The 26,370-nt window shown below is 68.1% G+C and carries 26 protein-coding genes and 1 pseudogene; 11 read left to right on the forward strand and 16 right to left on the reverse strand.

The annotated features are described in order from the left end of the window. On the forward strand, positions 1-405 hold a 405-nt coding region (locus Q7T09_RS06230), incomplete at its 5' end, for a peroxidase family protein (protein WP_304698522.1). Between the two features lie 408 nt (positions 406-813). Here the strand turns inward: Q7T09_RS06230 and Q7T09_RS06235 are convergent. Next, the gene (locus tag Q7T09_RS06235; RefSeq protein WP_304698524.1) at positions 814-1,257 is read right to left on the reverse strand and encodes a hypothetical protein; all 444 of its coding nucleotides are present in this window, start codon (positions 1,255-1,257) and stop codon (positions 814-816) included. Positions 1,258-1,311: 54 nt separating this feature from the next. After that, complete coding sequence (locus Q7T09_RS06240; RefSeq protein ID WP_304698526.1) at positions 1,312-2,124, reverse strand: hypothetical protein; 813 nt, start codon at positions 2,122-2,124, stop codon at positions 1,312-1,314. A gap of 194 nt (positions 2,125-2,318) precedes the next feature. On the opposite strand from Q7T09_RS06240, the gene Q7T09_RS06245 reads away from it, so the two are divergent. After that, on the forward strand, positions 2,319-2,585 hold the full coding sequence (locus tag Q7T09_RS06245) for a type II toxin-antitoxin system HicB family antitoxin (RefSeq protein ID WP_304698528.1): 267 nt from the start codon (positions 2,319-2,321) through the stop codon (positions 2,583-2,585). A 126-nt stretch (positions 2,586-2,711) separates the two neighbouring features. Here Q7T09_RS06245 and Q7T09_RS06250 read toward each other — a convergent pair whose 3' ends face one another. Both Q7T09_RS06250 and coaD read right to left on the reverse strand, forming a co-directional pair. Beyond that, complete coding sequence (locus Q7T09_RS06250) at positions 2,712-3,206, reverse strand: HtaA domain-containing protein (RefSeq protein ID WP_304698529.1); 495 nt, start codon at positions 3,204-3,206, stop codon at positions 2,712-2,714. 11 nt (positions 3,207-3,217) lie between these two features. Beyond that, on the reverse strand, positions 3,218-3,760 hold the full coding sequence (coaD, locus tag Q7T09_RS06255; protein WP_304698531.1) for a pantetheine-phosphate adenylyltransferase: 543 nt from the start codon (positions 3,758-3,760) through the stop codon (positions 3,218-3,220). A 101-nt stretch (positions 3,761-3,861) separates the two neighbouring features. On the opposite strand from coaD, the gene Q7T09_RS06260 reads away from it, so the two are divergent. Together Q7T09_RS06260 and Q7T09_RS06265 are read left to right on the forward strand one after the other, a co-directional pair. After that, positions 3,862-4,380, forward strand: coding sequence for a phosphoglycerate mutase family protein (locus tag Q7T09_RS06260; RefSeq protein WP_304698532.1), 519 nt, complete (start codon positions 3,862-3,864; stop codon positions 4,378-4,380). A gap of 41 nt (positions 4,381-4,421) precedes the next feature. After that, positions 4,422-5,057 (forward strand): class I SAM-dependent methyltransferase, encoded by a 636-nt coding sequence (locus Q7T09_RS06265; protein WP_304698534.1) that lies wholly within the window; start codon positions 4,422-4,424, stop codon positions 5,055-5,057. On the opposite strand, the gene Q7T09_RS06270 is transcribed toward Q7T09_RS06265, so the two are convergent. The 8 genes from Q7T09_RS06270 to Q7T09_RS06305 form a co-directional block, all read right to left on the reverse strand. Continuing rightward, positions 5,026-5,592 carry a hypothetical protein gene (locus Q7T09_RS06270; RefSeq protein WP_304698536.1) on the reverse strand — a complete coding sequence of 189 codons (567 nt, stop codon included), beginning with the start codon at positions 5,590-5,592 and terminating at the stop codon, positions 5,026-5,028. The genes Q7T09_RS06265 and Q7T09_RS06270 overlap by 32 nt on opposite strands. 123 nt (positions 5,593-5,715) lie before the next feature. Then, a complete protein-coding gene (locus tag Q7T09_RS06275; protein ID WP_304698538.1) occupies positions 5,716-7,392 on the reverse strand; it encodes a patatin-like phospholipase family protein in 1,677 nt (558 codons plus the stop codon). 151 nt (positions 7,393-7,543) lie between these two features. Next, positions 7,544-7,801 carry a type II toxin-antitoxin system Phd/YefM family antitoxin gene (locus Q7T09_RS06280; RefSeq protein WP_304698539.1) on the reverse strand — a complete coding sequence of 86 codons (258 nt, stop codon included), beginning with the start codon at positions 7,799-7,801 and terminating at the stop codon, positions 7,544-7,546. A 76-nt stretch (positions 7,802-7,877) separates the two neighbouring features. Continuing rightward, entirely contained in the window at positions 7,878-9,704 is a 1,827-nt protein-coding gene (locus Q7T09_RS06285; RefSeq protein ID WP_304698540.1) for a DUF885 family protein, read from the reverse strand. Positions 9,705-9,799: 95 nt separating this feature from the next. Then, positions 9,800-10,015, reverse strand: coding sequence for a hypothetical protein (locus Q7T09_RS06290; protein WP_304698542.1), 216 nt, complete (start codon positions 10,013-10,015; stop codon positions 9,800-9,802). A gap of 145 nt (positions 10,016-10,160) precedes the next feature. Next, positions 10,161-10,328, reverse strand: a complete 168-nt coding sequence (locus Q7T09_RS06295; protein ID WP_304698544.1) for a hypothetical protein — start codon at positions 10,326-10,328, stop codon at positions 10,161-10,163. 110 nt (positions 10,329-10,438) lie between these two features. Continuing rightward, positions 10,439-11,074, reverse strand: coding sequence for a hypothetical protein (locus Q7T09_RS06300; protein ID WP_304698546.1), 636 nt, complete (start codon positions 11,072-11,074; stop codon positions 10,439-10,441). A gap of 243 nt (positions 11,075-11,317) precedes the next feature. Continuing rightward, positions 11,318-12,049, reverse strand: coding sequence for an HAD family hydrolase (locus Q7T09_RS06305; protein WP_304698548.1), 732 nt, complete (start codon positions 12,047-12,049; stop codon positions 11,318-11,320). A gap of 155 nt (positions 12,050-12,204) precedes the next feature. Here Q7T09_RS06305 and Q7T09_RS06310 point away from each other — a divergent pair, with 155 nt between their 5' ends. Together Q7T09_RS06310 and Q7T09_RS06315 are read left to right on the forward strand one after the other, a co-directional pair. After that, positions 12,205-13,995: a long-chain-acyl-CoA synthetase gene (locus Q7T09_RS06310; protein WP_304698550.1), complete on the forward strand. Its 1,791-nt coding sequence runs from the start codon at positions 12,205-12,207 to the stop codon at positions 13,993-13,995. A 226-nt stretch (positions 13,996-14,221) separates the two neighbouring features. Further along, on the forward strand, positions 14,222-15,094 hold the full coding sequence (locus Q7T09_RS06315) for an NAD(P)-dependent oxidoreductase (RefSeq protein WP_304698551.1): 873 nt from the start codon (positions 14,222-14,224) through the stop codon (positions 15,092-15,094). Here Q7T09_RS06315 and Q7T09_RS06320 read toward each other — a convergent pair. Next, a complete protein-coding gene (locus Q7T09_RS06320; protein ID WP_304698553.1) occupies positions 15,091-16,587 on the reverse strand; it encodes a PAS domain-containing protein in 1,497 nt (498 codons plus the stop codon). The genes Q7T09_RS06315 and Q7T09_RS06320 overlap by 4 nt on opposite strands. A gap of 113 nt (positions 16,588-16,700) precedes the next feature. Here Q7T09_RS06320 and uvrC point away from each other — a divergent pair, with 113 nt between their 5' ends. From uvrC to Q7T09_RS06335, 3 genes and pseudogenes are all read left to right on the forward strand, one after another. Continuing rightward, complete coding sequence (gene uvrC, locus Q7T09_RS06325) at positions 16,701-18,569, forward strand: excinuclease ABC subunit UvrC (protein WP_304698555.1); 1,869 nt, start codon at positions 16,701-16,703, stop codon at positions 18,567-18,569. A gap of 35 nt (positions 18,570-18,604) precedes the next feature. Beyond that, entirely contained in the window at positions 18,605-19,222 is a 618-nt protein-coding gene (gene pgsA, locus Q7T09_RS06330) for a CDP-diacylglycerol--glycerol-3-phosphate 3-phosphatidyltransferase (RefSeq protein WP_304698618.1), read from the forward strand. Between the two features lie 16 nt (positions 19,223-19,238). Then, positions 19,239-19,322: pseudogene (locus tag Q7T09_RS06335) on the forward strand (hypothetical protein); the annotation flags it as partial. A 29-nt stretch (positions 19,323-19,351) separates the two neighbouring features. Here Q7T09_RS06335 and Q7T09_RS06340 read toward each other — a convergent pair. Beyond that, entirely contained in the window at positions 19,352-20,242 is an 891-nt protein-coding gene (locus Q7T09_RS06340; RefSeq protein ID WP_304698556.1) for a pirin family protein, read from the reverse strand. Positions 20,243-20,252: 10 nt separating this feature from the next. Further along, a complete protein-coding gene (locus tag Q7T09_RS06345) occupies positions 20,253-20,750 on the reverse strand; it encodes an Lrp/AsnC family transcriptional regulator (protein WP_304698557.1) in 498 nt (165 codons plus the stop codon). A gap of 141 nt (positions 20,751-20,891) precedes the next feature. Here Q7T09_RS06345 and Q7T09_RS06350 point away from each other — a divergent pair, with 141 nt between their 5' ends. Beyond that, entirely contained in the window at positions 20,892-24,302 is a 3,411-nt protein-coding gene (locus Q7T09_RS06350; RefSeq protein ID WP_304698558.1) for an indolepyruvate ferredoxin oxidoreductase family protein, read from the forward strand. Positions 24,303-24,377: 75 nt separating this feature from the next. Beyond that, entirely contained in the window at positions 24,378-24,995 is a 618-nt protein-coding gene (locus Q7T09_RS06355) for a hypothetical protein (protein ID WP_304698559.1), read from the forward strand. A gap of 72 nt (positions 24,996-25,067) precedes the next feature. Here Q7T09_RS06355 and Q7T09_RS06360 read toward each other — a convergent pair whose 3' ends face one another. Next, the gene (locus Q7T09_RS06360) at positions 25,068-26,339 is read right to left on the reverse strand and encodes a tetratricopeptide repeat protein (RefSeq protein WP_304698560.1); all 1,272 of its coding nucleotides are present in this window, start codon (positions 26,337-26,339) and stop codon (positions 25,068-25,070) included. Between the last annotated feature and the right edge of the window lie 31 nt (positions 26,340-26,370).

Here is a 26,370-nt window from a genome sequence, read left to right on the forward strand (position 1 = left end):
GAGATGTTGCTCGATCGCGCGCAGCTCATGACACTGACCGCCCCTGAGATGACGGTGCTCGTCGGCGGCCTGCGCGTCCTGGACGCGAACGTCGGACAGTCTCAGCACGGCGTCTTCACAAGGCGCCCTGGGACGCTCACCAACGACTTCTTCGTGAACCTGCTGGACATGGGCACGAGCTGGAAGGCGCTCTCGGACGCCGAAGAGGTGTTCGAGGGACGCGATCGCGCAACGGGCGAACCGAAGTGGACGGGAACCCGAGTCGACCTCGTCTTCGGTTCGAACTCCCAGCTGCGGGCCCTTGCGGAGGTCTATGCGTGCGACGACGCGCAAGAGACGTTCGTACGGGACTTCGTGGCGGCGTGGACCAAGGTGATGAACCTCGACCGCTTCGACCTCGCCTGACCCCGGCGGAAGGGCGTCCACACGGCAGGTTCCGGGCGGACTGGGCGGCGCTGTCGGGCCGCAATCCCGACAGCCAGCAACGGATGGCAGCCAACTTCACCGCCGCCGACGCCGACTACGGCGTGCGGGTGGCGGCGGGGCTCGCAGCGGAGTAGGGGCGGCCAGTCGATGCGGACCCATCGGCACGATCTGGGCCGGTGGAATGGTCCGAGCTAGAACTTGGGGTCTAGGCCAAAATGGCCTATATTGAATTCAAGTGGACTGGGGTTTCTCGGTCGGCGTTGGGCTCCTGGGAAACCGGGGCCCTTCTGCTTTATGGGAAGGTCTTCAACCCATTCGGGACATGGCCCCAGTGAACCTGATTGCTCGTAATGCGGCGGAAGTGGAGTTCCAACTCGCGATCGACGCTTACCCAGCTTGTTTAGCTGCCTCGTCCTCGCGATCAATCCACAGGAATTTAACGTAGAACATCGCCTTGATCAGGTGATGGAGCCGATGCATTTCACGATATGCAACCAGAATTCTTTTCATGAACTCTATAAAGTAGATCGACTCTGATTTCTTCTCCTCCATTCCCTCTTTGCGCGGGAAATAGGTGATCATCTGCGTTACATCGTCATAGTCTGTTCGGTAATGCGCGATGGCGTTACGAAGTTGATTATCGGCTGCTCCGTCCATAAACTCGAACCAGCTGTCATCGATATAGTTGAGCTTAAGGCCGAAATTTACGTCCGCATATTCAGACAATGACTTGGGCGTCCTATCCCCCTTGGCTGTCTTCCCAATTCCAGGAAGAAACGAGTTAAAATCGCCACGCTTCAGAAGATTGTTCACTCCGGCGACCAAGATCATCTGTCGCGCAATGATCTCTGTAATGTCTTTATATAAATCTTTGTAAGTCGCGAACTAATCAACAGATACCCTAAGCGCCACGGGATCTTCAGCGTATTCATTATCGAAATCTAAGAAGAAAGCCGGACGAAGTGGCATTTCGGCGGCAATTATCTTTGGGTATATTTCCAGGCAGTCTAGTTGTGTTTTCTTTAAAAAGCCAGACGACGAAATATTTCGCACAAACGCGTAAAGTTCTTCTTTTGAATCCTTGTCTTTTGTCAGCCTGAGCAAGACTTGGTTGTAAGCCTCAACAACGTCCTCGTTCTGGCCCGGAAAGGCAAACGGGCGCATTACCTTCGCGATCAACAGATAGAGCGCGGCATTCACGTCCTGTGGCAGATCGGATTTCACCGGCACCTTGAAGACGCGCCCGATGTTGGACTTGAACGGCGTGAAACGCTCCTTAGCATAGAGTTTAAGGAGGTTGTTGAAGTCACGGACCCGATCATGATCTCGGTCAAGCTGCGCCAGACGGGAACCGTGAAGTTGCATCGCCTCGAAGCCAATCCGCTGGGATGCCATCAAAAACGGCGTCATCCCCATTACGTATTTTCCGAAATGAACTGGGAAATCCTGATGTAGATCGACGAAGTTCGTTTCGGCGTCGAAGGGCGCGGCGGCGGTAGGCACTTGGACCGCGCCATCCACCTTCGGAAGCTTGTGGCCGAGCATCGAGCCCTTTGGGTCCGCCAGGAATATATCGATGGGCGAGCCGCAGTCGTGGCAGCAGAAGCGAAGAGGCCGCTCATACCTAACTGAGAGGCCAATCCGGCAGTTCGTCGGCTCGCCGCAGGTCCCGCACTTGACGGTGATATTGATGTTCATCGTCTCTCCCGCGCCACCTCAACGCCAAGCTAACAGCAGAGCGAAGCGGCGCACGGTGCCGACAGATGGAACTTGCGGTCAAGCTCGTCCTCCCAGCAGTGCAGATTACTCTGGCTTGAGGTCGCTCAAGAGGAGGCCAAGCGCTATCAGGTTCGCGACGCGCGGGAATACCTGACCAAGCTAGGAGTGAAGCCATGACCGCCATCGCCTACAAGGGCCACTTCGCCCATGTGGAGTTCGACGCCGAGGATGAGATCTTCGCCGGCCGGCTGGCGGGGATCAACGATGTCGTCGGCTTCCATGCCGACAATGTGGAGGGCCTGAAGGTCGCCTTCCACGAGGCCGTGGACGACTATATCGAGACCTGCGGGAAGACCGGCAAGACGCCGGAGAAGCCCTATTCGGGGCAGATCATGGCGATCCGGCCGTTCACGCCCAGGCCGCTCTCGCGGCGCAGCTGAGCGGCAAGAGCCTGACCAAGTGGACGGAGGAGCGGCTGCGGGAGGCCGCGGAACGCGAGACCGCGGCCCCTGGGTCCCGGGTCTCCCCTGCGGATCGCCCGGGATGACGGTGAGGGTTTGCTGCCTCTATCCCGGATCTGGATCGCTGCCCCCCACCGTCAGCCGCACCGGATCGAGCGCCGCGCCGGCCGGGTAGTGGTCGCCGAGCCATTGGCTGCCGAACATCATCAGGGCCGCCGGGAGGATGAGGCCGCCGGAGGGGTCGGGGGTGATGGCGGTGAGGTCGAGGCGGGCGGCCTCCAGGCGCCAGGTGCGGGTGGGGTGGTCGGCGAGGGTGAGGATCGCGCCGGCCTCGCCGATCTCCAGGATGGGGTCGACCAGGGAGACCTTGAGCATGCCGCCGTGGGCGGTGAACTGGACCTCGCCCAGGAAGACGCCGCGTCCGGTCAGCTGGCCGCCCGCGTCCAGGGTCAGGCCGCTGTCGGGGGCGGCGGCGAAAGTGAAGCCGCCGTCGTCGGTGCGCGCGGCGCCGGCACCGGCCTCGATGGTTCCGCCCGCGCCCTCGACATAGGCGCGGAAGCTCTGTTTCACGCCCCAGGTCAGGGCCGTCACGGTGCGCATGGCCATGCTCCTCAACCCAACAATTCGCGGCGCGCGGCGAAGGCGGCCTCGACGCAGGGCATGACCAGCCAGCCGATGCTCTCGCCGACCGAGTCCAGTTCCTTGGCCGTGCTGGACGAGACGTGCAGGAACTGGGACTCGCAGATGAAGTGGACCATCAGGACCTTCGGGTCGATCCGCCCGGCGACCCCGTGCAGGTTGAACTCGTCGTTGAAGTCGCTGGCCTCGCGCAGGCCGCGCACGATGTGGGTCGCCCCGATCTGGTGGGCGTAGCCGATCAGGCTGCGGTCGGTATATTCGCTGACATCCAGGGCGCCGCCGAACAGGTTTTCGGTTCCGGTGGCGGCCTGGGGCCACAGCTCGGTGATGGAGTCGATGATCAGCCGCTGGCTCTCCTCGATCCCGAAGGTGCGCACCTTCTTGACGTTGGCGCCGATGGCGACGTGGACGGCGTCGAAGGTCATCAGGGCCTTGCCGATGATGTCCAGGTGCCCGCGGGTCACGGGATCGAAGGACCCCGCATAGAGCGCCTTGGTGGCGCCGGACTTACGCATGTGAGGACCTCGAACCCTTGCCTGAGGCGGGGAGAGTTCCGCGATGCGGGCGCAATGCGCAAGTCTGGGCGCGCCCGCGGCGTTCACGGTAAGGTCAGCCCATGATTCATCGCCTCATCGCAGCGGCCCTGGCGGCCGCGCTCATCGCTTTTCCGGCCCAGGCCCAGACGGTGGTTCTGGTCCGCCACGGGGAGAAGGCCGTCGCCACCGGCGACTCCGATCTCTCCGCGGCGGGGCAGGCCCGGGCGCAGGCGCTCGCCCAGGCGCTGGCCGGGGCGAGGGTGAGCCTGGTGCTGGCGACCCCGCTCAAGCGCACCGTCCAGACGGCGCGGCCGACCGCCGAGGCGGCGGGGGTCCCTGTCGTCGCCATCGGCTTCGACGGCGGCGACGTGGCCCACGTCCAGCGGGTGGCGGCCCGGGCGCGGCAGGCGCCGGCCGGCGCCACCGTGCTCATCGTCGGCCACAGCAACACGGTGGCGCAGATCGCCCGCGCCCTGGGCGACCCGGCGCCCGCGCCGCTCACCGACTGCGATTACGACAGGCTGACGGTGCTCCAGCTCGACGGGCCCGCCGCCAGGGCCGTCCATAGCCGCTACGGCGCCCCGACGCAGAGCTGCTGAACCGGTACCCACGTCAGGCTGTCACGCTCTATGCTCGTCCCATGAGCCCGTTTCCCCAACTGCCGCCCAACGCCTTCGCTCGGGAGGACGACGGGGACGACGCGGACTTCTACGCCCAGGCCCGGCTGAAGACCCATATCGACGAGGCCGCCATCGCGGCCCTGACCGGCTTCTACCGGCGGGCGCTGCCGGCGGGCGGGGCGCTGCTGGACCTGATGAGCAGCTGGGTGAGTCACCTGCCCCCGGAGGTGACCTATGGCGAGGTGATCGGCCACGGGATGAACGCGCAGGAGTTGGCGGCCAATCCACGGCTGTCGCGGTGGTTTCTGCAGGACCTGAACCGCGCGCCGCGCCTGGACCTGGCCGAGGCCAGCCTCGACGCGGCCATGATCTGCGTCGGCGTCCAGTATCTGCAGCAGCCCCTGGCGGTGCTGAGCGAGGTCGCCCGTGTCCTGCGGCCGGCCGCGCCGCTGGTGGTGAGCTATTCCAACCGCTGCTTTCCCACCAAGGCCGTGGCCATCTGGCGCGGGGTGGGCCCGGAGGGGCATGCCCGGCTGATCGAACTCTATCTGGAGGGGGCGGGTTTCGTCGGGATCGAGGTCCATCGGCTGATGGACGGCCACGCCAGCGATCCCCTGACGGTGGTCATGGGACGGGCGCCTGGGCCGGCCTGGTGAGATCGAAGGCCACGCGGAACAGGCGGCCCGGGCGGGCCAGCTCGTAGGTGAGGACCTCCGGCGTCAAACCCAGGGACCAGACATTGGTGTTGGAGACCGACCGGCCCGTGCGGGTGAATAGCGCGATGGAATAGGCGTCGGCCGGGAACCGCTGGAGGTCGGCGGCGCCGCGGTCCCGGGTCTCGCCGCCATACTGCGACAGCTCGTCCTCGATCCCGTCGGGGTGGCGGTGATCGTGCTTCAGGCGCAGGCGGCCGTCGGGCAGGCGGGTGACGACCCAGGTGCGCGAGCGGTCCTCGCCGACCCGGAAGGGGATGCGGACCTCACGGTCCGTGCAGCCGGTCACAGTCATCACCAGCTCCGCCTTGCGGAACGCCGCATCGGCCTCGTCGCCCGTCACGACCTGGCCCGAAAAGGTCTGGCCGCAGAGACGGGTCAGGCCCTCGAAGAAGGCGTCGGCCGGCGCCTGGGCCAGGGCCGCGCCGGGCGCGGCGGCCAGGCAGATCCCCGCGACGAACAACAGGAGCGATCTCATCGGGGCCCTTTCCAAGCACGTCGCGAGGTGTAGCCGCCGCCCGGGGCCTATGTCCAACGCCCGAAGGCGGGCTGGACCGTCCGACCCGGGTCCCGGAAGGGCGACCCGGGGGTGGCCGAAGGCTCAGCGTCGCAGCCCCGACAGCTGGTCGGCCAGGGCCATGGCGGCGCGGTAGCCGGCGTCGGCGGCCATCTCATAGGCCTTCCAGTCCTGCAGACCGACGCCCGAGACCCGCGGGGTGATCTTCACCACGTCGTCGCGGACCAGGGCCGTGGCGGTGACGCTGGGCATGGTGGCCGAGCGGATCAGCACCGAGACGATGGGCGGGCCCCGCAGCCAGGCGCCGGAGGCGAGCCAGCGCCAGCCCGAGGGTTTGAGCAGCAGGTCGTCGGGCTGCAGGCCGTCGGCGCTGGAGACGTCGACCCCGATGGTCACCCCGTCATGCTGCTCGCGGACCAGGTCCACCGGCAGGTTGCGCACCAGGGACCCGTCCACCAGCACGTGGCCGTCCTCCACCACCGGCGGCAGGACGCCCGGCAGGGACAGCGAGGCGCGCAGGGCCCGGCGCAGGGAGCCGCGGCGGTGGACGCGCATGCCGCCCACGGTGAGGTCGGTGGAGACGCAGGTGAAGGGCCGCCACAGGTCGCTGATCTGGACGTCGCCGAAGTGGGTCTCCAGGCGGTGGTCCACCATGCGGCCCCGCGTCATGGCCAGGATGGGGAAGGCGATGTCCGACAGCGGGCTGGAGTCCACGAAGGCCGCGTGGATGCGGCGGTCCATCTCCGGGCCCTCCCAGCCCATGGCCAGGCCCGCGGCGATCACCGCCCCCATGGAGGTGCCGGCGACGAAGTCGATGGGGATCCCCAGCTCGGCCAGGGCGCGGGCGACGCCGATATGGGCGTAGGCCCGGGCGCCGCCTCCGGAGAGCGCAAGGCCCACGGAATTGCCGGTATAGATGCGGGCCAGGCGGGCCAGGTCAGGCCCGTCGCCCTGCCGGATCTGGAACAGCCGCGAGGCCGGGACGGCGTCCAGCCAGGGGTCGGACCCTTGGGGCCGCCCGCTGTCGGCCGGGTGAACCCGGATGACGTCCAGCAGGCGCTGGTTGCGGATCGCCGCGGTGGCGAAGCCGATGGGCCCCTCGGGCAGGGGCGTTTCGGCGTCCGCCACCAGGATCAGCCGGTCGATCTGGCGGCCGCTATAGGTGGCGAAATCGACGTCCTTGCGCTCGGCGGCCATCAGGACGAAGTCGTGCTCCACCTCCAGGGCGTGGAGATAGGCCGGCGAGCTGTCGTCGGCCTCGGCGCCCAGGACCGCGACCTCGGCGCCCAGGGCGCGCATGGCGATGGCCAGGCGTTCGACCAGATCGCGCAGGGCGACGCTGTCGGCGATGGCCACGAAGCCCAGGATCGAACTCCTGCGCTGCTGGGGGGAGGGGGCGGTCCGCAGGCGCGCCAGGGCGGCCCGGGCCACCTCGGCCAGCAGGGCGGGCCGCTCGCCCAGCAGGACCGCGGCGCGGGCGGCTGGGATCGCCTGGAGCTCGGAATCCCGCAGGGCGGTGATGGTGGTGTGGTGCAGGCCATCCCCCAGAAGCTGGGCCCCGCCGATCAGGGCGCCGGGCCGATGCACCGTCAGCAGGCGCCCGCCGCCCTCGACCGTGGGCTCCACCTCGGCCAGGCGTCCGGCGGTGAGCCGGTAGAGCGCCGCGACCGCCTCGCCGGCGTCCGCCAGCAGCGCCCCGCCCGGCAACAGCAGGGGTGAGCCTTCCGCGGCGAAGGCGTTGTCGAGGGCTTGGGTCGGCATGGGCCGGGAACATCCATACGGCTGAGACGCGGGCGGCCCGATCATCCCATCAAAGGTACGGTGAAGCTATGGCGGCTGTTCGAGGCGTCCGGGTTTACAGGCCCTGCCTGATCACGCCCGCCGGCCCTGAGGGCGGCCCTATCGATGGCGATCACCCGGGCAGGCCGTCGTCGCCATAGAGGAAGTCCTGACTGCGCGCGGCGTCCGTCTCCTTGCCGGCTTTGTCGACGCCCGAGCGATGGGCGGCCTCCAGGTTGCTCCGGCGCGCCTTGCGGTCCGGCGCCGCCTTGATCGGGATGAGGCGAGCCGCCGGCAGCCCGTGCCGGGTGAGGATCACCTCCTCGCCGGACTCCGCCCGGCGCACAGGGTCGGTGAGCTGACCCTTGGCGTCGGTCAAGGACACACGCATAGCTTCCCCCTATCGGACCAAGTCATGGTTCGTAAGGTTAGACCCGTTGAGGGGCCGCATCCAGGCGTGTCCGGGCCTACTTCCTCCGCGCGACATAGGCGTCGACCTGGGCCTCCAGGACGTCCAGGGGCAGGGCGCCGTTGGACAGCACCACCTCGTGGTAGTCCCTGAGGTCGAACTTCGGGCCGAGCGCCGCCTCGGCCTTGGCGCGTAGCTGCGAGATCTTCAGCTGGCCGGTCTTGTAGCTGGTGGCCTGGCCGGGATTGGTGAAGTAGCGGTCGACCTCCGAGGCGATGTCGCGCTCGGAGTTGAGGGTGTTGTCGCGCATGTAGGCGATGGTCTGGTCGCGGCTCCAATGCTTGGCGTGGATGCCGGTGTCCACCACCAGGCGGGCGGCGCGCCACAGCTCCAGGGAGAGGCGGCCGAAGTCGTTATAGGGGTCCTGGTAGAAGCCGGCCTCCTTGCCGAGCTTCTCGGCATAGAGGCCCCAGCCCTCGATATAGGCGCCCTGGTAGGCGAAGCGGCGGAACATCGGCAGCTCGGCCTGTTCCATGGAGCGGGCGATCTGGAAGTGGTGGCCCGGCGCGCCCTCGTGATAGGCGATGGCCTCGATCTGGGGCTTCAGCACCTGGGTCATGTCCGACAGGTTGACGTAGAAGATGCCCGACCGCGAGCCGTCGGGGGTTCCCGGATTGTAGAAGGCCACCGAGGCGGTCTTCTCGCGGAACGGCTCGACGGCGCGGACCTCCAGGGCCTGCTTGGGCAGGTGGGAGAACTGCCGGGGCGCCACGGCCATGTAATTGGCGATGAGGGCCTTGGCGTCGGCCAGGTACTGCTGCTTGCCGGCCGCGGTGTTGGGGTAGTGGAACTTGGGGTCGGACTTCACATAGGCGAAGAACTCGGCCAGCGAGCCCTTGAACCCGACCTTGGTCTTGATGACCTCCATCTCCCCGCGGATGCGGGCGACCTCCGACAGGCCCGTCTGGTGGATCTGGTCGGGGGTGAGGGTGGTGGTGGTGAAGAAGGCCACCATGTCGGCGTAGTAGGCGTCGCCCTGGGGCAGGGCCCAGACGCCGTCGACGCTGGTCGCCTTGGCCGACATGGCCGCGAGCGCGGCCAGGTAGCGGTCGTAGCCGCGCCGCCACTCGCCCTTCAGCGCCGCCTCGCCGTCGGCCAGCAGCTTGGCCTTGACGGCCTCGTCGGTCTTCAGCGCGGCGACCTTGGTCTTGAAGTCGGCCCAGATGGCGTGGTCGGGGCCGGTGTCGAAGGGGGCGCCCTTGATCTGGTTCTGGGCGTCGGGGATGACGCGGCCGAACACGAAGGCCGGCGGCAGGTAGCCCTTGGCGGTGCGCTCGCCGAGGTCGGCGGAGACCTCGCCGGCCACCCGCTCCACCGCGCGCAGGCGGGCGACATAGGCCTCTGCGTCCGCGACGGTGTCGACCCGGTGGTTGTTGATCAGCATCACCGGCAGGCCGTCCAGGGCGCCGCCGGTGGAGGAGACCGCATAGGCCTGCCAGTACCACTTGGTCAGGGTGGCCTGGGTGGCGACGGACTTGGCGAAGAGGTCATAGGAGAGCTGGGAGGCCGGGCTGAGCCGGGCGCGGTCGAAGGTCCGCGTCATGCGGGCGAGCTGGGCCTGGGCCACGGCCAGGGCCTTGTCCTGGCCGGCCTTGGTGTAGTCGCCGAGCTCGCCGTAGCGCTCCTTCATGCCCAGCTGGGTGAGGGTCTCGGGGCTAAGGCGGGCGCTCTCCAGGAAGGCCTCCTGGAAGAAGGCCGCCAGGCGGGCGTCCTCCGAGACGCCCGGCGCCACGGCGGCGGGCGCGGCGGCGGGCGCCTGGGCGTAGGCGGGCGCGGCGGCCAGGGCCGCGGTCAGGGCGAGGACGGAAAAGGCGGTGCGTAACATGAGGCCCCCAAGGTCACTTTAGCCGTGACCATAGGCGCCGGGGGAGGGACCGAAAGTGAAATTTCGGACAGCTTTCGCGTGTCCAACCGTCGAGTTCAGCCCGGGTCGACGTTGGCCGGAGGCGGGGCGTCGCGGGCCAGCAGGGCGGTCCCCTCGGGCGTGATGTCCCAACCCTCCTGGCTGCGGTGGGCCAGGCCCAGCTCGGTCAGGGCGCGGGCGTCGGCGATGTTGACGAAGCCCACAGCCTCGCCGGTCTTCTTGCGGGCCAGATCACGCAGGGTCTCGACCTGGCCGCTCGTGAGATCGTCCATCGGGAAACCGTTCACTGACTGGAAAGCGCGCCGACGGGCCGGCGCGCTCCGAGCCTAGCGGGCGGCCTGCCCCGGATCAATCGCGCGGCTGACGCTTGGAGCGTGACGGGCGCCTGAACCGGAGTCCACTTCAGGCTGTCACGCTCTAGAACAGGCCGGCGCGCTGGCCGATCACCGCGATGGCGATGACGATCAGCACCACCTGGATGATCCAGTTGAGGGGCGAGGGGATGGGCATCTTCTGGACGGCGAACAGGGCCAGGGCCAGGAGGACCACGACGACGAGGATGACGATCAGGATGGACATGGGCATTTAACCTCCACCGTGCGGGAAGGTTCCGGCCCACGAAAAAGGGCGGCGCCCGCAGGCGCCGCCCAGTTTGTCGGGACTGGTGAGAGGGGAGGGCCCAGCCCCGGAGACCCTTACGGGGTCGGAACGGTGGCCGCCTCGGGCTGGGCCGAGTCCGGGGTGGCTTCCGCCGGAGCCGGGTTGACCGGCGCGGGGGCCGTCATCACCGGCGGGACCACGATGGCGGTCGGGGCCGAGGCCGAGGTCTGGTCCGAGCCCGAATAGGTCATCGGGGCCGACGGAAGCGTGGCGCTGGCGTCCTGACCCGCGGCCTCGGCGCTGGGCGCCGCGGCGGGGCGGGCGCGGGCCACGCGGGTGGGTGCAGCGGCGACGCGAGCCGTGGTCCTGGGCGTCTCGACCCGAACCGGGGCGGGGGCCTCGGGGGCCATGGCGGGCGGGGCCTCAAGGGCCGCAGTCTGGGCCGGAGCCGGCATCGGAGCCGGGGCCACGGCGACCGCGGCGCTCGGGGGCGGCGTCTCGTCGCGGGGCGCGCCCATCATCATGACGGCGGCGCCGAGGGCGAGGGCCACCGTGGGCACGGCGATCAGGGCCGCGGGGTGGATGCCGCCCTTGGCCTTGCGGCTCTTGGGGCGGGCATAGATGGGGGTTTCGGCGAACATCGGCGTGTCGCCGGCGCGGGCCGGCTCGTGGCGCGCGAAGTCGGCGGCGGTGAAGGTGGGCTTGGTGAAGGGGCTATATTCGACAGTCATGTTTCAGACCTTCCAGTGTTGTTCTGGAGATTAACGAAGCGGCTGCTCACACGTTCCGTGATTTCAGGAGCCGATCCCGACCTGTGGGGCCCCGAATCGCCGTTACCGCCCGTGGAATACCGGTTTGCGGCGATTCAAATTTTCTTCGATAACTTCAGTTTTCCGAAATTGTTGGACAAGATCCGTCCATCATCATGCCGAATTCTCTCAAATTCGCACCGCAATCTCGCCTTAATCGACGGCTCAGCTTAAATCGGCGGTCAGTTCGGCGATGGAGCGCACGATGCGGTCGGGGACGATGGGGCTGTCCTCGGGCAGCCCTTCCCCCAGGTGGTCGTGCCAGATGGCGTAGATGCCCAGGCGCTGGGGGGCGGCCACCTCCCATTCAAGATTGTCGCCCACCATCCAGGTCTCCGCCGCGGTGACTCCGAGGGCGGTCATGGCGTGGAGATAGGCCATCTCTTCGGGCTTTCCGAAGCCGGCCTCACCCTCGATCTGGATGTGGTCGAAGCGGTGGGCCAGATCGAAGCGCTCGATCTTCTGGCGCTGGACGGCGGCCGCGCCGTTGGTCACCAGGGCCAGCTTCACGCCGCGGCGTTTCAGCTCGTCGATGGCCTCCAGGGCGCCGGGGAAGAAGCGGATCTGTTCCTCACGATAGGCGTCGAAGCGCGCGGCGAACGCCCGAGCGGCCTCCGGGGTGAGGCCGGGCGCCTCGCGCCGGAGGTCGGCCAAGACCTCGGTGACAATGCCGAGTCGCGCCGCGGTCAGGTCCATGCGCCCGATCCTGTGGCGCTCGGGGTCCGACCAGAAAACACGGAAGGCGTTCTCCAACGCCTCCGCGACCCGGACCGGGCCGGGGGGCGTGAGATGGGGGGCGAACTCTTCGGCCACTTCGGCGAGCAGCTGGGGGCGGCGGCCCAGGGAGATGAGGGTGTCGTCCAGGTCGAACAGGATGGCGCGGGGCAGGGGTGTCATGGAACCAGACTAACCCGTGAGTCGGGTCGTTGGACTGAGTCCTTTGCGCCACGGTCGGGTTCGCCTGACGCGGGTGTGACGTCAGGTCTCCAAGGCCCCGCTTGACCCGGCGCGCGCGGCCCCGCCAAGGTGATCTGGACGTCGGAGGGGTGTGCATGAGTTTTCGGGCCCGGCTCGAACGTGAGTGGCGGTTCGTACGCGGGCTCAACCGCACCCTGAAGCGGGTGAAGACCATTGCGCCCACCTCCCCCAACCTGATCTGCGACGATCTGCAGGCCGCCGTCGACCAGTGGCGCGACCGGCGCGCCCTGACCTTCGAGGGCAAGACCCTGACCTATGGCGAGATGGACGCCATCGCCAACCGCTACGCCCACTGGGCCAAGACCAACAACCTGCGGCGCGGCCAGACCGTGGCGCTGTTCATGCCCAACCGACTGGAATACTTCCCCATCTGGTATGGCCTGACCAAGGTGGGGGTGGTCACCGCCCTGATCAACAACCAGCTCTCGGGCCTGGCGCTCGCCCACTGCCTGAACATCTCCGGCGCCGGCCACGCCATCGTCGACGGCGAGACCTCGCCCACCTTCGAACAGGCCCGCGGCCTGCTGGAGCGGCCCATGCAGCAGTGGGTGCTGGGCCACGCGGTGGGCGACCAGCGCGACCTCTCCCAGGCCCTGAAGAGCTGCAGCTCCCTGCCGCCGGACCGAATGGTGCGCGATGGCATGACGGCGCACGACACCGCGCTGCTGATCTACACCTCCGGCACCACCGGCCTGCCCAAGGCCGCCCGGATCACCCATGTGCGGGCCCAGCTGTTCATGCGCGGCTTCGCCGGGGCGACCGGCGCCACGGAGAAGGACCGGGTCTATAATCCCCTGCCGCTCTACCACTCCACCGGCGGGCTCTGCGGCCTGGGCGCGGCCCTGCTGAACGGCGGGTCGGTGGTGCTGAAGAAGAAGTTCTCCGCCACCCACTTCTGGTCCGATGTCGCGAGCGAGGAAGCCACCTTGTTCGTCTATATCGGCGAGCTGTGCCGCTACCTGGTGAACCAGCCCCCCGGCGAGGACGAGACCCGCCACAGGCTGCGGCTGGCCTTCGGCAACGGCCTGCGCCCCGACGTCTGGGCCGAGATGAAGGCCCGCTTCCGCATCCCGGAGATCCTGGAGTTCTACGGCTCCACCGAGGGCAATGTGTCGATGTTCAACTTCGATGGCCGCACCGGCGCCATCGGCCGCGCGCCCAAGTGGTTGCGCAACAAGTTCAACATCCGCCTGGTGCAGTACGATGTGGAGGCCGAGGCGCCGATCCGCGGGACCGACGGCTTCTGCATCGAGTGCGGCCCGGGCCAGGTGGGGGAGTGCATCGGCAAGATCAACGCCGGCGACGCCCGCAGCGAATATACCGGCTATGTCGACAAGGCCGCCTCGGACAAGAAGATCCTGCGCGACGTCTTCGAGAAGGGGGACGCCTGGTTCCGCACCGGCGACCTGATGAAGATCGACGCCGACGGCTACTTCTATTTCGTCGACCGGATCGGCGACACCTTCCGCTGGAAGGGCGAGAACGTCTCCACCGGCGAGGTGGCCGAGCGGCTGGAGGCCATTCCCGGCGTCACCGAGGCCAATGTCTACGGTGTGGAGGTCCCCGGCGCCGACGGCCGCGCGGGCATGGCCGGACTGGTGGTGGAGGGCGGCTTCGACATCAAGGCCTTCGGCGAGCAGGTGGCCCGCGACCTGCCGCCCTATGCCCAGCCCATCTTCGTCCGCCTGCTGCCGGCCATCGAGGTCACCGGCACCTTCAAGCACCGCAAGGTGGACCTGGTGGCCGAGGGCTTCGACCCCGGCAAGGTGAAGGGGCCGATGTTCTACAAGGACGGCGCCAAGGGCTATGTGAAGCTCACCAAGGCCGGTTTCGCCAAGCTGGAGGCCGGCGGAGTGAAGCTTTGACAAGATCCTCCCCCAGGCGCGTCGCGCCGATGTGGGGGAGGTGGCGCGGACCGCAGGTCCGTGCCGGAGGGGGATCGACGTCGTCGACGTCTTCCGCCCTCAAACAAGAGTCAAGGTCCCCCTCAGGCGCTTCGCGCCAGCTCCCCCAGGAGGGGAGCATCTAAGAGCGTCAGCCAATTCTTTCCGGCTAAGACGCCTTTAAACCCTCCCGGACCATTCTCCTCCCATGGCCAAGCTCATCCTCGTCACCGGCGGCGCCGGGTTCATCGGTTCGTCGCTGTGCGCTCGCCTGGTGGCCGAGGGCCACAGGGTGATCTCGCTGGACAACTATTTCGCCGGGACCACGGAGGCCCATGTCGACGGCGTCGACTATCGCGAGGGCCACACCCGGGATGTGGCGGCCCTGGTTCCGGAGACTCCGGACCTGGTCTTCCACCTGGGGGAATATTCCCGGGTGGAGAAGAGCCTGAAGGAACCCGAGGTGGTGTGGGACCTGAACAAGGTCGGCACCTTCGGGGTGCTGGAATTCTGCCGGGAGAAGGGCTGCAAGCTGCTCTACGCCGGCTCCTCCACCAAGTTCGGGGACGGCGGGCTGGGGCGCGACCAGAGCCCCTATGCCTGGACCAAGGCCACCAACACCGAGCTCGTGCGCAACTATGGCGACTGGTACGGCCTGAACTACGCCATCACCTACTTCTACAATGTCTATGGGCCGGGCGAGCGGGCCGGGGCCTATGGCACCCTGATCGAGATCTTCCGCCAGCGGCGGCTGGCCGGCGAGCCCCTGCGGGTCAATGCGCCGGGCACCCAGAAGCGCAACTTCACCCATATCGACGACATCGTCGAAGGCCTGCTCCTGGTGGGGGAGCACGGCGAGGGCGACGACTTCGGCCTGGGGGACAACCGCGCCTATTCCATCCTGGAGGTGGCCGAGATGTTCGGCGGCGAGATCGTCATGGGCCCCGAAGTGGCCGGCAACCGGATGAGCGCCGACATCGACACCAGCAAGACCCGCCTGCTGGGCTGGGCGCCGAGCCGCGCCCTGATCGACTATATCGGCCAGACGCCGGGCGCGAAGACCCAGCCGCGTCGGGCCTAACCTGCTGTCTGGAGCGGCAGGATGACCTGGCAGTGGAGGCCGTCCTCGCGGTAGTCGAGCGTCGCCTCGCCGCCGAGTTCGCCCTTGAGGCTGCGCTCGATCAGGCGTGAGCCGAAGCCCTTGTGGGTGGGGGCTGTGACCTTGGGGCCCTTCTCCTCGGTCCAGGCGATCACCAGGCGATCGTCGGCCACCGTCCAGGTCACCTTCACGCACCCCTCGGGACTGGAGAGCGCGCCGTACTTGGCGGCGTTGGTGGCCAGTTCGTGGAACAAGAGCCCCAGGGCCAGGGCCTGGGACGGCGAGAGGCCGAGGTCGGGACCCTCCAGCTTGTAGCGCTCGACGCCATGGGGCCGGAACTCGGCGCCCAGGATGTCGCGCAGGTCGGCGCCGCGCCAGCTGGAGGCGGTGAGCAGGTCGTGGGTGGAGGAGAGCGCCATCAGGCGGGACTCGAAGGCCTCCTTGAAGGCCTGGGGGTCCGGGCTGGTGCGCAGGGTCTGGGCGGCGATGGACTGGACGGTGGCCAGGGTGTTCTTCACCCGGTGGTTCAGCTCGTCCAGCAGCAGCTTCTGCTGCTCCTCGGCGCGCACCCGGTCGGTGACGTCGCTGCCCTCCACGAACACCCCGGCCGCCTGCCCGTCGGCGCCGAGGATCGGCTGGTAGATGAAGTCGACGAAGCGTTCCTCGGGCGGGCCCTCGGGCGCGCGCTGGAGGAGGACGCTGATCGACCGGCCGATGAAGGGTTCGCGGCTGGCCATCACCCCTTCGAGCAGCTTGATGAAGCCCTGGCCGCGCACCTCGGGCAGGGCCACGGCCACGGGCCGACCGATGATCGGGCGATGGCCGATGAGCTGGTTATAGGCGTCGTTGGCGAGGGTGAAGGTGAGGTCGCGCCCGGTGAGCACGGCCATGAAACCGGGCGCCTGGCGGAAAATGTCGCGCAGCTCGCCGGTCTCTTGCAACAGGGAGAGGTTGGCTTCCTGCACCTCCTGCACCCGTTGGAGCAGGCTGGTCTCGCCGGGCCCGGGGGCCAGGGCGCCGGGACCTTGGGCCGTATCCTTCAGGGCCTGGAGTTCGGTGACGTCGACGGTGTTCTGAACGATGAAGGCCACCTCGCCGTCGTCGCCCAGCAGGGGGGTGTGGACCGCCGACCAGTAGCGCATCTCCATCCCGCCGCCGCGGCTGGCCGGCCGCTCGATGGCGTAGGAGATCAGCGCCATGCTGTCGGGGTGGCGGGTCTCGATGACGCGCTGGAAGGAGGCCCGCAGCAGGCGGCCGCTCTCGCCGGGATCGGGGAACAGTTCGAAGATGTCCCGGCCCAGCAGCTCCTCGCGGGTCCGGCCGACCACCTGGACATAGGCCTGGTTGGCGGCGACGTACCGCAGCGCCCGGTCCAGCACCATGTAGGGGCTGGGCAGGACGTCGAAGAGGGCCTGGAAGTCGATCTGCTGCAACACGTCGTCCCGCATAGCCTTGAAGCCCGCGGGGGCGCTCAAGCGAGGTCACTCTTAGCGAACCTGGTACATAGGCGCACCGGGCGGAAAACCGAAGCCTGACGAAAGGTCGCGCCGCCGCTGCGCATCGCGGCGGACTCGCCTATATCTGCCCCATGCCCACGGACGTGACCCTGGCGCCCCTGAAGGGCGCGGCCCTGATCAAGGACGAGGTGAGACGCCTGCCGGACGCGCCGGGGGTCTATCGCATGATGGGGGAGGACGGCGAGGTCCTCTATGTGGGCAAGGCGCGCTCCCTGAAGAAGCGGGTGCTGCAGTACGCCCAGGGGCGCTTCCACACCCAGCGCATCGCCCTGATGGTGGACCTGACCCGGTCCATGGAGTTCGTCACGGTCCGCACCGAGACCGACGCCCTGTTCCTCGAAATCAACCTGATCAAGCAGCTGAAGCCGCGCTTCAACGTGCTGCTTCGGGACGACAAGAGCTTCCCCGAGATCGTCATCCGGCGCGAGCACCCGGCCGCCCAGCTGCGCAAGCATCGCGGCGCCCACACCATCAAGGGCGACTATTTCGGACCCTTCGCCAGCGCCTGGGCGGTGAACCGCACGCTGAACACCCTGCAGAAGGCCTTCCTGCTGCGGTCGTGCTCCGACAGCGTCTATGAGAGCCGCACCCGGCCCTGCATGCTGCACCAGATCAAGCGCTGCGCCGCGCCCTGCACGGGGCTGGTGAGCCTGGAGGACTACGCGGCCCTGGTGGAGCAGGCCGAGGACTTCCTGCGCGGCAAGAGCCGGGCGGTGATCGGCAAGATGTCGGCCGAGATGCAGGCGGCCTCCGACGAGATGGAGTTCGAGCGGGCCGCGCGCCTGCGCGACCGCATCCGGGCGCTGGCCTCTGTCGCCCAGGAGCAGCAGATCAATCCCGAGACCCTGGAGGAGGCCGACGTCTTTGCCTTGTTCGCCGAGGGCGGTCAGGCCTGCGTCCAGGTGTTCTTCTTCCGGGCCGGCCAGAACTGGGGCAACCGGGCCTATTTCCCCCGCGTCGACAAGTCCGACGAGGACGTCGACATCATGAGCGCCTTCCTGGGCCAGTTCTATGACGACAAGCCGATCCCGCGGCTGATCCTGACCAATGTGGAGCCCACCGAGCGCGCGCTGCTCAGCGAGGCCTTCGCGCTGAAGGCCGGGCGCAAGGTGGAGATCAGCCGGCCGCAGAAGGGCGAGAAGAAGGGGCTGGTGGACCACGCCCTGACCAACGCCCGCGAGGCCCTTGGGCGCAAGATGAGCGAGAGCTCGGCCCAGGGGAAGCTGCTGGCCGGGGTGGCCGAGGCCTTCGGCCTGGAGGCGCCGCCCGAGCGGATCGAGGTCTATGACAACAGCCACATCATGGGGACCAACGCCGTCGGCGGCATGATCGTGGCCGGGCCCGACGGCTTCCAGAAGACCCAGTATCGCAAGTTCAATATCAAGGGGACCGAGCTGACCCCCGGCGACGACTTCGGGATGATGAAGGAGGTGCTGCGCCGGCGCTTCGGCCGCATGGTCAAGGAGGAGGAGAGCGGCGAGGCCTCCAGTCCCCGTCCCGACCTGGTGCTGATCGACGGCGGCGCGGGCCAGATCTCGGCGGTGATGGAGGTGATGGCCGACCTGGGCGTCGACGACATCCCGGTGGTGGGGGTCGCCAAGGGCCCCGACCGCGACGCCGGGCTGGAGCGGTTCCATGTCGCTGGCAAGCCGCAGTTCATGCTCGAGCCCAAGTCGCCGGTTCTCTATTACCTGCAGCGGCTGCGGGACGAGGCCCACCGCTTCGCCATCGGCACCCACCGCATCAAGCGCTCCATCGACATGAAGAAGAACCCCCTCGACGAGATCGAGGGGGTGGGCCCGGGGCGCAAGCGGGCCCTGCTGCACGCCTTCGGCTCGGCCCGCGGGGTCTCCAGAGCCTCGGTGGAGGACATCATGAAGGTGGAGGGGGTCAGCGAGCCGCTCGCCCAGCGGATCTTCGACTTCTTCCGCAAGAGCTAGCGACGGAAGCTGGGCTGGAGCGTTAGACTGCCATGATGAAGTCCCTGCCCAATATCCTCTCCGCCGGCCGCCTGGTCCTCACCGTGCTGATGTTCGTGGCCCTGGCCGCGGCTGCGGGGGGCGTGCCCTATGTCAGCGCGCGCCTGACGCCGGACATGCAGTTCGCCCTGCAGCGCTTCGCCTTCTGGGCCTTCGTGATCGCTGCGGTCACCGACTATTTCGACGGCTGGCTGGCCCGCAAGCTGGACGCCGTGACGGTCTGGGGCGCGATCCTCGACCCCATCGGCGACAAGGTGCTGGTGGCCGGCGCGATCCTGGGCCTGATGGCGCTGGGGCCGCAGCCGGCGGTGGTGCTGCCGGTGGGCTTGATCCTGTTCCGCGAATTCACGGTCAGCGCCCTGCGCGAGGTGGGCGCCGGCAAGGGGATCAAGCTGCCGGTGACGCTGCTGGCCAAGTGGAAGACCACGCTCCAGCTGGTAGCCCTGGGCGCGGAGCTGCTGGTGGCCTCCTGGGGCGCCTTCCAGCTCCCGGCCGACCCGGCCATCCGTGAACCGGTGACGCTGTTCGCCCATACAACCCTGTGGGTCGCGGCTGGCGTGACCCTGATCACCGGCTGGCAGTACTGGAACCAGACGCGCAAGGCGCTGGGGTAACCCAACCTATCCCCGTCATCCCGGCCGCAGCGAAGTGGAGAGCCGGGACCCAGGGGCAGGCGCACTGCGGTTCCCCCTGGGTCCCGGCTCTGCGGCCCGCAAGCGGGCCTTGGCCGGGATGACGGTTGTTCAGGACATCGGGTTGGCCGGCGGGCTTGGCTCGGGCAGGGGGATGAACTCCTGGTCGTCGGCGTCGGGCAGCTTCATGCGGCCGGCGCGCCAGTCGGCCTTGGCCTGTTCGATGCGCTCTTTCGACGAGGAGACGAAGTTCCACTCGATGAAGCGCGGCCCCACGGGCTCGCCCCCCAGCAGCATGACGATGGCGGGCGTCACGGCGGTGAACAGCACGGGCTCGCCGGGCTTAAAGACGATCATCTGGCCCTCGGTGAAGGCCTGGCCCTCCGCCTCGACGGAGCCCTGCGCCACATAGGCGGCCCGCTCGGGATACTCGGCCGGCAGCTGCGCCTTGGCGCCGGCGGCCAGGGCCCAGTGGACATAGAACATCGGCGAATGGGTCTTGACCTTGGCCTCCGCGCCGAAGGCCTTGCCGACGATCAGCCGGGCCCACATGCCGTTTGCCTCATAGGTCGGCAGGTCGGCGGCCTCGTGGTGATAGAAGGCTGGATCGATCTCCTCCTGGCCGTCGGGCAGGGCGACCCAGGTCTGGATGCCGTGCAGGCGGCCGCCGTGGGCGCGCAGGGTCTCGAAGCGTTCGGAGTGGGTGACGCCGCGGCCGGCGGTCATCCAGTTGACCTCGCCGGGCTTCACGGCCTGGACCGCGCCCACGGAGTCCCGGTGGGTCATCTCGCCCTCGAACAGGTAGCTCACCGTCGAGAGGCCGATGTGGGGGTGGGGGCGGACGTCGACATCGCGGGAGAAGCCGGCCGCGAACTCGGCCGGGCCCATGTGGTCGAAGAACATGAAGGGCCCGACCATCCGGTGCGAGTGGAAGGGCAGGACGCGGCCCACCTCGAACCCGCCCAGGTCCTTGCGGCGTTGTTCGATGACCAGATCGATCACGGGAAAACTCTTAGCTGTGGGCGCTCACATAGGGGCTGACGAGGCCGAGCGGCGCGGCGGTGGTGTTCTTCACCGAGCGGATGACGATCCGGCTCTCGATGTTGGACACCAGGCCCAGGGACAGGATCTTGTCACGCAGGAAGTCGTCGAAGGCGTGCATGTCCCGGGTCACGATCCGCAACTCGTAGTCGGCCGAGCCGGTGACGGTGGCGCACTGCACCACCTCGGCCAGCTTGATTATGGCCTGTTCGAAGTCGTTGAGGTTGTCCTTGGTGGGCAGGCTGAGCTTGACGGTGCAGTAGACCTCGAAGCCCAGACCCAGCAGCTCGCGGTCCAGGATGGTCACCCGGCGCTGGATGATGCCCGAATCTTCCAGGCGCTTGATGCGGCGCCAGCAGGGGCTGGAGGACAATCCGACCCGCTCGGCGATCTCGGCGACGGATAATCCGGCGTCGTGCTGGATGAGATCCAGAATCTTAGCATCGACGGCGTCGAGGGCCTCGGACAAGTTTTCCTCCCACACTTGGCGCTTATGGGCCTCATTCGTGCCCCGGAACCGCTTGCGAGGGGCACGCCTTTAGCAAGCAATTGCGGCGCACTTATATGATCTTCTAACCTCGTTAGGGAACCCAAAAGGAAAGAAATTGCGATGCGGCACCAGGATGTGACGCTCGACGACAAATTTCTGCTCAGCCAAGGCCGGGTCTTCATCACCGGCGTGCAGGCCTTGTTGCGAGTCCTGATGGATCAACGCCGCCTGGACCAGGCGGCGGGCCTCAACACGGCGGGCTTCCTGTCGGGGTATCGCGGCTCGCCCCTGGGCGGCCTCGACCAGCAGGCGACGCGGGCCAGGAAACACCTGGAAGCCTGCGAGGTGGTCTTCAAGGAAGGCCTCAATGAGGACCTGGCGGCCACCGCGGTCTGGGGCAGCCAGCAGGCCAACCTGTTCCCCGGCGCGAAGTTCGATGGGGTTTATGGCATGTGGTACGGCAAGGCGCCGGGCGTCGACCGCACCGGCGACGCCTTCAAACACGCCAATTTCGCCGGGACCTTCCCCAGGGGCGGGGTCCTGGCCGTGGCCGGGGACGACCACACCTGCAAGTCCTCGACCCTGCCGTCGCAGTCGGAGTTCGCCTTCCAGGACTTCGAGATGCCGGTGCTGTCGCCGGCCGACGTGCAGGAGGTGCTGGACTACGGCCTGCTGGGCTACGCGATGTCGCGCTATTCCGGCCTGTGGGTGGGCTTGATCGCGCTCGCCGACACCATGGATAGCGGCGTCACCATCGACGTCGACCTGGCCCGCCACAAATTCGTCCTGCCCGCCAACTTCAACCTGCCTGCCGGGGGCCTCGGCATCCGGCTGAAGGACCAGCCCCTGGACAAGGAGCGCCGGCTCCGTACCCAGAAGCTCCCCGCCGCGCTCGCCTTCGCCCGCGCCAACCGCATCGACCGCGTGGTGCTGCCGGCGGCCCGGCCGCGCCTGGGCATCGTCTGTTCGGGCCAGGCCTACAAGGACGTCATCGAGGCCTTCGCGGCCATGCGCATCAGCCTGGAGGAGGCCGCGGCCCTGGGGGTCTCCATCTACAAGGTCGGCATGCCCTGGCCGCTGGAACCGCTGGGGCTGAAGGCCTTCGCCGCCGGCCTCGAGACCCTGATGGTCATCGAGCACAAGCGCCCGCTGATCGAGGTCCAGGCCCGCGCCGCCCTCTACGACCTGCCCGCCCACGCCCGGCCGAAGATCATCGGCAAGACCGACGAGGGGGGCCATCCCCTACTGTCGGAGCTCGGCTCGCTGTCGGTGGCCGAGGTGGCGCTGGCCATCGCCGACCGCCTGCCGCCGGGGCCGCACATGGACCGGGTGAACGACTATCTCGCCCGCGTCTCGGCCGCCTCCATGGCCGCCGTCACCCTGGCCGCCGAACAGCAGCGCAAACCGTTCTTCTGCTCGGGCTGCCCCCACAACACCTCGACCCGACTGCCGGAGGGCAGCCGCGCCCTGGCCGGCATCGGCTGCCACTACATGGCCAGCTTCTCCGATCCCCAGACCGACCTGAACAGCCACATGGGCGGGGAGGGCCTGACCTGGGTCGGGGCCGCGCCCTTCACCACCGAGAGCCACGTCTTCGCCAACCTGGGGGACGGGACCTACAACCACTCCGGTTCGCTCGCCATCCGCGCCTCGATCGCCGCTGAGTCCCACATCACCTACAAGCTGCTGTTCAACGACGCCGTGGCCATGACCGGCGGGCAACAGGCCGAGAGCGGCTTCACCCCGGCCCAGATCACCCGGCAGCTGGCCTCGGAGGGCGTCTCCAAGACGGTGATCGTGGCCGACGATGTCCACCGCTACGCGCAGGTCACCGACCTGGCGCCGGGGGTGGAGGTCAAGCCGCGCTCGGAGCTGATGGCCGTGCAGCGGATGCTGCGGGAGACCCCGGGCACCACGGTCCTGCTCTATGACCAGGTCTGCGCCACCGAGAAGCGCCGCCGCCGCAAGCGCGGGGCCATGGAGACCGCCACCAAGCGGGTGTTCATCAATCCCCTGGTCTGCGAGGGCTGCGGCGACTGTTCCAAGGTCTCCAACTGCGTCTCGGTCGAGCCGCTGAACACCGAGTTCGGCCGCAAGCGGAAGATCAACCAGTCCAGCTGCAACACCGACTATTCCTGCCTCGGCGGCTTCTGCCCGTCCTTCGTCACCATCGAAGGCGGCGAGAACGCCCAGGCCAAGGCCCTGCCGGCGCTCACCGCGGAGTCCACGCCCCTGCCGACCTTCGCGCCGCTGGAGGGGGTGAAGAACATCGTCTTCACCGGCATCGGCGGGACGGGCGTCACCACCGTGGCCTCGATCCTGGCCATGGCCGCCCATGTCGACGGCCGCGCCGCCTCGGTGGTGGACATGACCGGCCTGGCCCAGAAGGGCGGGGCGGTGTTCTCCCACGTCCGCATCGGCGAGCTGGAAGACACTGTCGTGGGGGGCCGCGTGCCGGCGGCCTCGGCCCACGTGCTGATCGCCTGCGACATCCTCTCGGCGGCGGGGCCGGACGCGCTCTCGCTCTACGCCAAGGACCGCACCGTGGCCTGCGGCAACGAGGACTTCGCGCCCACCGCCGACTTCGTCACCGACCGCGACGTGCGCTTCGACGCCGGCAGCATGGCCCGCCGGATCGCGGCTGCGACCCAGTCCTATGACGAGTGCCCGGCCCACCACCTGGCGGAAACCCACTTCGGCGACGCCATCTACGCCAACATGATCATGGTGGGCTTCGCCTGGCAGAAGGGGTTGATCCCGATCTCCAGCCGGGCGGTCTATCGCGCCATTCGGCTGAACGGCGTCCAGGCCGACGCCAACCTGCAGGCCTTCGAACTAGGCCGCCGGGTGGCCCACGATCCGAGCCAGCGGGGCAAGGCCGAGGCCGATGTCCCCACGCCGGAGACCATGCCTCTGCCGGAGCTGATCGCCCATCGCGGGCGGGAGCTGACCGCCTACCAGAACGCCGTCTATGCGAAGCGCTATCTCGACCGCGTGGACCAGGTGGCCAAGGCCGAGGCCATCCTCGGCTCGGAGGTCCTGACCCGCGCGGTGGCGGTGAACCTCTACAAGCTGATGGCCTACAAGGATGAGTACGAGGTGGCCCGGCTCTATTCCGACGGCCGATTCGAGGCCGAGAAGGCCGCGACCTTCAAGGGCGGCAAGGCTAAGGTGTGGCTCGCCCCGCCGATCATCGCGCCGAAGGACTCCGAGGGCCGGCCGAAGAAGATCGCCTTCGGCGGCTGGATGCTGGATTACGGCTTCCCCGTCCTGGCCCGGCTCAAGGGCCTGCGCGGCACGGCGCTCGACCTGTTCGGCCACAGCGAGGAGCGGAAGATGGAACGCCGGCTGATCGCGCAGTACGAGGCGGGGCTCGACAAGATCCTGGCGGGCGTCAGCGCCGAGAGGATGCCGCTGGCCGTCCAGATCGCCGGGGTCCCGCAGCAGATCCGCGGCTACGGCCACATCAAGGACGCCTCGGTGACCAAGGCCAAGGCGCAGGAGGCGGCGCTATGGGGGCAGTGGGGGTAACCTAGAACGCAGCCCTATTACTTGTCAGTCGAGCTTGGCTGGTAGACCTTAGCGATCATGCCAGAGCAATCCAGGATGACGCGTGTCGTCAACGCGATCGGTTCACTCGCGCTGCATTGGGCGTACATCAACGGCATAATTCATGACCTGTCGCTGCATATAGCTGCAGCCCTGAATCCTGCGTTCGAAAATCCGGACGAAGCGCCTCCTCGACCGTGGGATATTATGAACACTGCTCTTTCCAACATGGACGAGCGGGCGAAGATCGCCACGGTAAAGGCATTGGCCCATCACGTGGATGAAACGCGGTCCCCGCAATTCTATGAACGGACGGCGAAGCTCCTCGATTACGTGGACAATACGCTTCGTCCGGAGAGGAATCGCTGGATGCACGATCACTGGGAATTTGGCGATGTGATCAGTCGCGTGAAGCTTGGAGCTCAAGTGCGACGGCCGCAGTCAAGGCAACGAGAGCTGCAGCTTTGGAGCGAGCGACAGTATGAGAGCGTTGAAGAAGTCGAGGCATTTATAACGAATCTTGAGCATGCTTCAGACGATCTGGTTGCGTTGGATAACCACATTGCCTGGATTGCCGGGCTGAGAGACGGTCCGTCGACGTTTGAGCAGCCGCTTCCGGTCGAGTGGGCGAGTATTGCTCACAAAGATTGGGTTGGGGGTTTCAAACGTTCTTGATTCCCCGTGAGTAGTGCAACCGAACGCGGGACAAGCCCGGGGATGAGGTGCGTCAGAGGCGATCGGTTGGGATTACCCCCGCATCGCCGCCCGCTCCGCCACCAGCGCCCGTTCCAAACTGCTCTCCCCCGCCGCCTGCGCCGCGGCGATCAAGGTCAGGTCGATGACGTCGCGTTGGGCGTGGCTGCCGCCGAAGCGGTGGGCGCGGCTGCGGACGGCGCGCAGCAGGTCGCAGGCCTCGCCGGCACGGCCCTGCTCGAAGGCCAGTAGCGCGCGCGCCACCGGCAAGCCGACATCGGCCGACATCATGGCGTTGTCGCCTTCACCTGAGGCGGCGGCTTCGAGCGCCGCCAGCAGGTCGCGGGCCGCGGCCTCGCGGCCGGCGCCGACGAAGGCCATCATGGCGTGGGCGTCGTCGAAGGCTGAGAGGCCGTAGCCAGCCTTGCGCTCATAGGCGTCGGCCAGCTTGGAGAACCGATCCTCCGTCGCCGCGCCCTCCAGCTTCAGCCGCCAGAGCAGGGCCGCGGCGTCCAGCAGGTCGAAGGCCATGTCCGACCCGTCCCCGGCGATCGGGCCGTCATAGAGGGCCAGCACCTCGTCGGTCTCGCCCAGGCCCAGGTGGAAGAGCGCCAGGTGCCACCAGTTGTGGACGCCGAACAGGCTGTCGCGCTGCCAGGCGGCGTTTTCCTTGCGCATCCAGGCGACGCCGTCGGCGCGGCGGTCCTGCATCTCCAGCACATGGGCGACGGCGTGCTGGGCCCAGGCGTTGCGGGGCTCCAGGGCGACAGCCTCGCGGCCGGCGGCCTCGGCGCGGGCGTAGTGGCCGGTCTCCTCCAGGCCGAAGGCGTGCATGCCCAGCACCGCGTGATAGTCGGGCGTTTGCGGCGACCAGGCGGGCAGGGCGCGGGCGATGCGGTCGCGCAGCATGCGGCTGTCGCCCAGCAGGAAGTCCATCAGCTGGCCGGCCTGCAGGGCCACCCCGTCGCGGGGGTGGGCGATGGAGACGTCCTCCAGCACACGGCCGGCGGCGGCGAACCGGCCGGCGGCCATGTGGGCGGCGGCGGCGGCGTGGCCCGTCTCGCGGTCGGTGGCGGGCAGGTCGCGGGCGGCGTCCACGGCGGCGAGGCCCATGGCCGTGACCTCCGGCGAGGTCCCCACCAGCAGCATGTCGGCCTTCAGCACATGGGCCATGACGAAGGCCGGGCTGTCGGCGATGGCGGCTTCCAGGAGCGGCAGGGGCGCGCCGTGCAGGCTGTGATAGAGGCTGACCGCCTGGCGATAGTCGGCGGCCGCGCGAGGGCTGGCGCCGGTGAGGGGCAGGCCGGCGGCGTCGGTTTCGGGCATCGGGTCCTCTGGGGCAGGCCGCCAGCTTGGG

Origin of the sequence: Phenylobacterium sp. (assembly GCF_030645195.1) — a bacterium.
GTDB lineage: Bacteria > Pseudomonadota > Alphaproteobacteria > Caulobacterales > Caulobacteraceae > Phenylobacterium.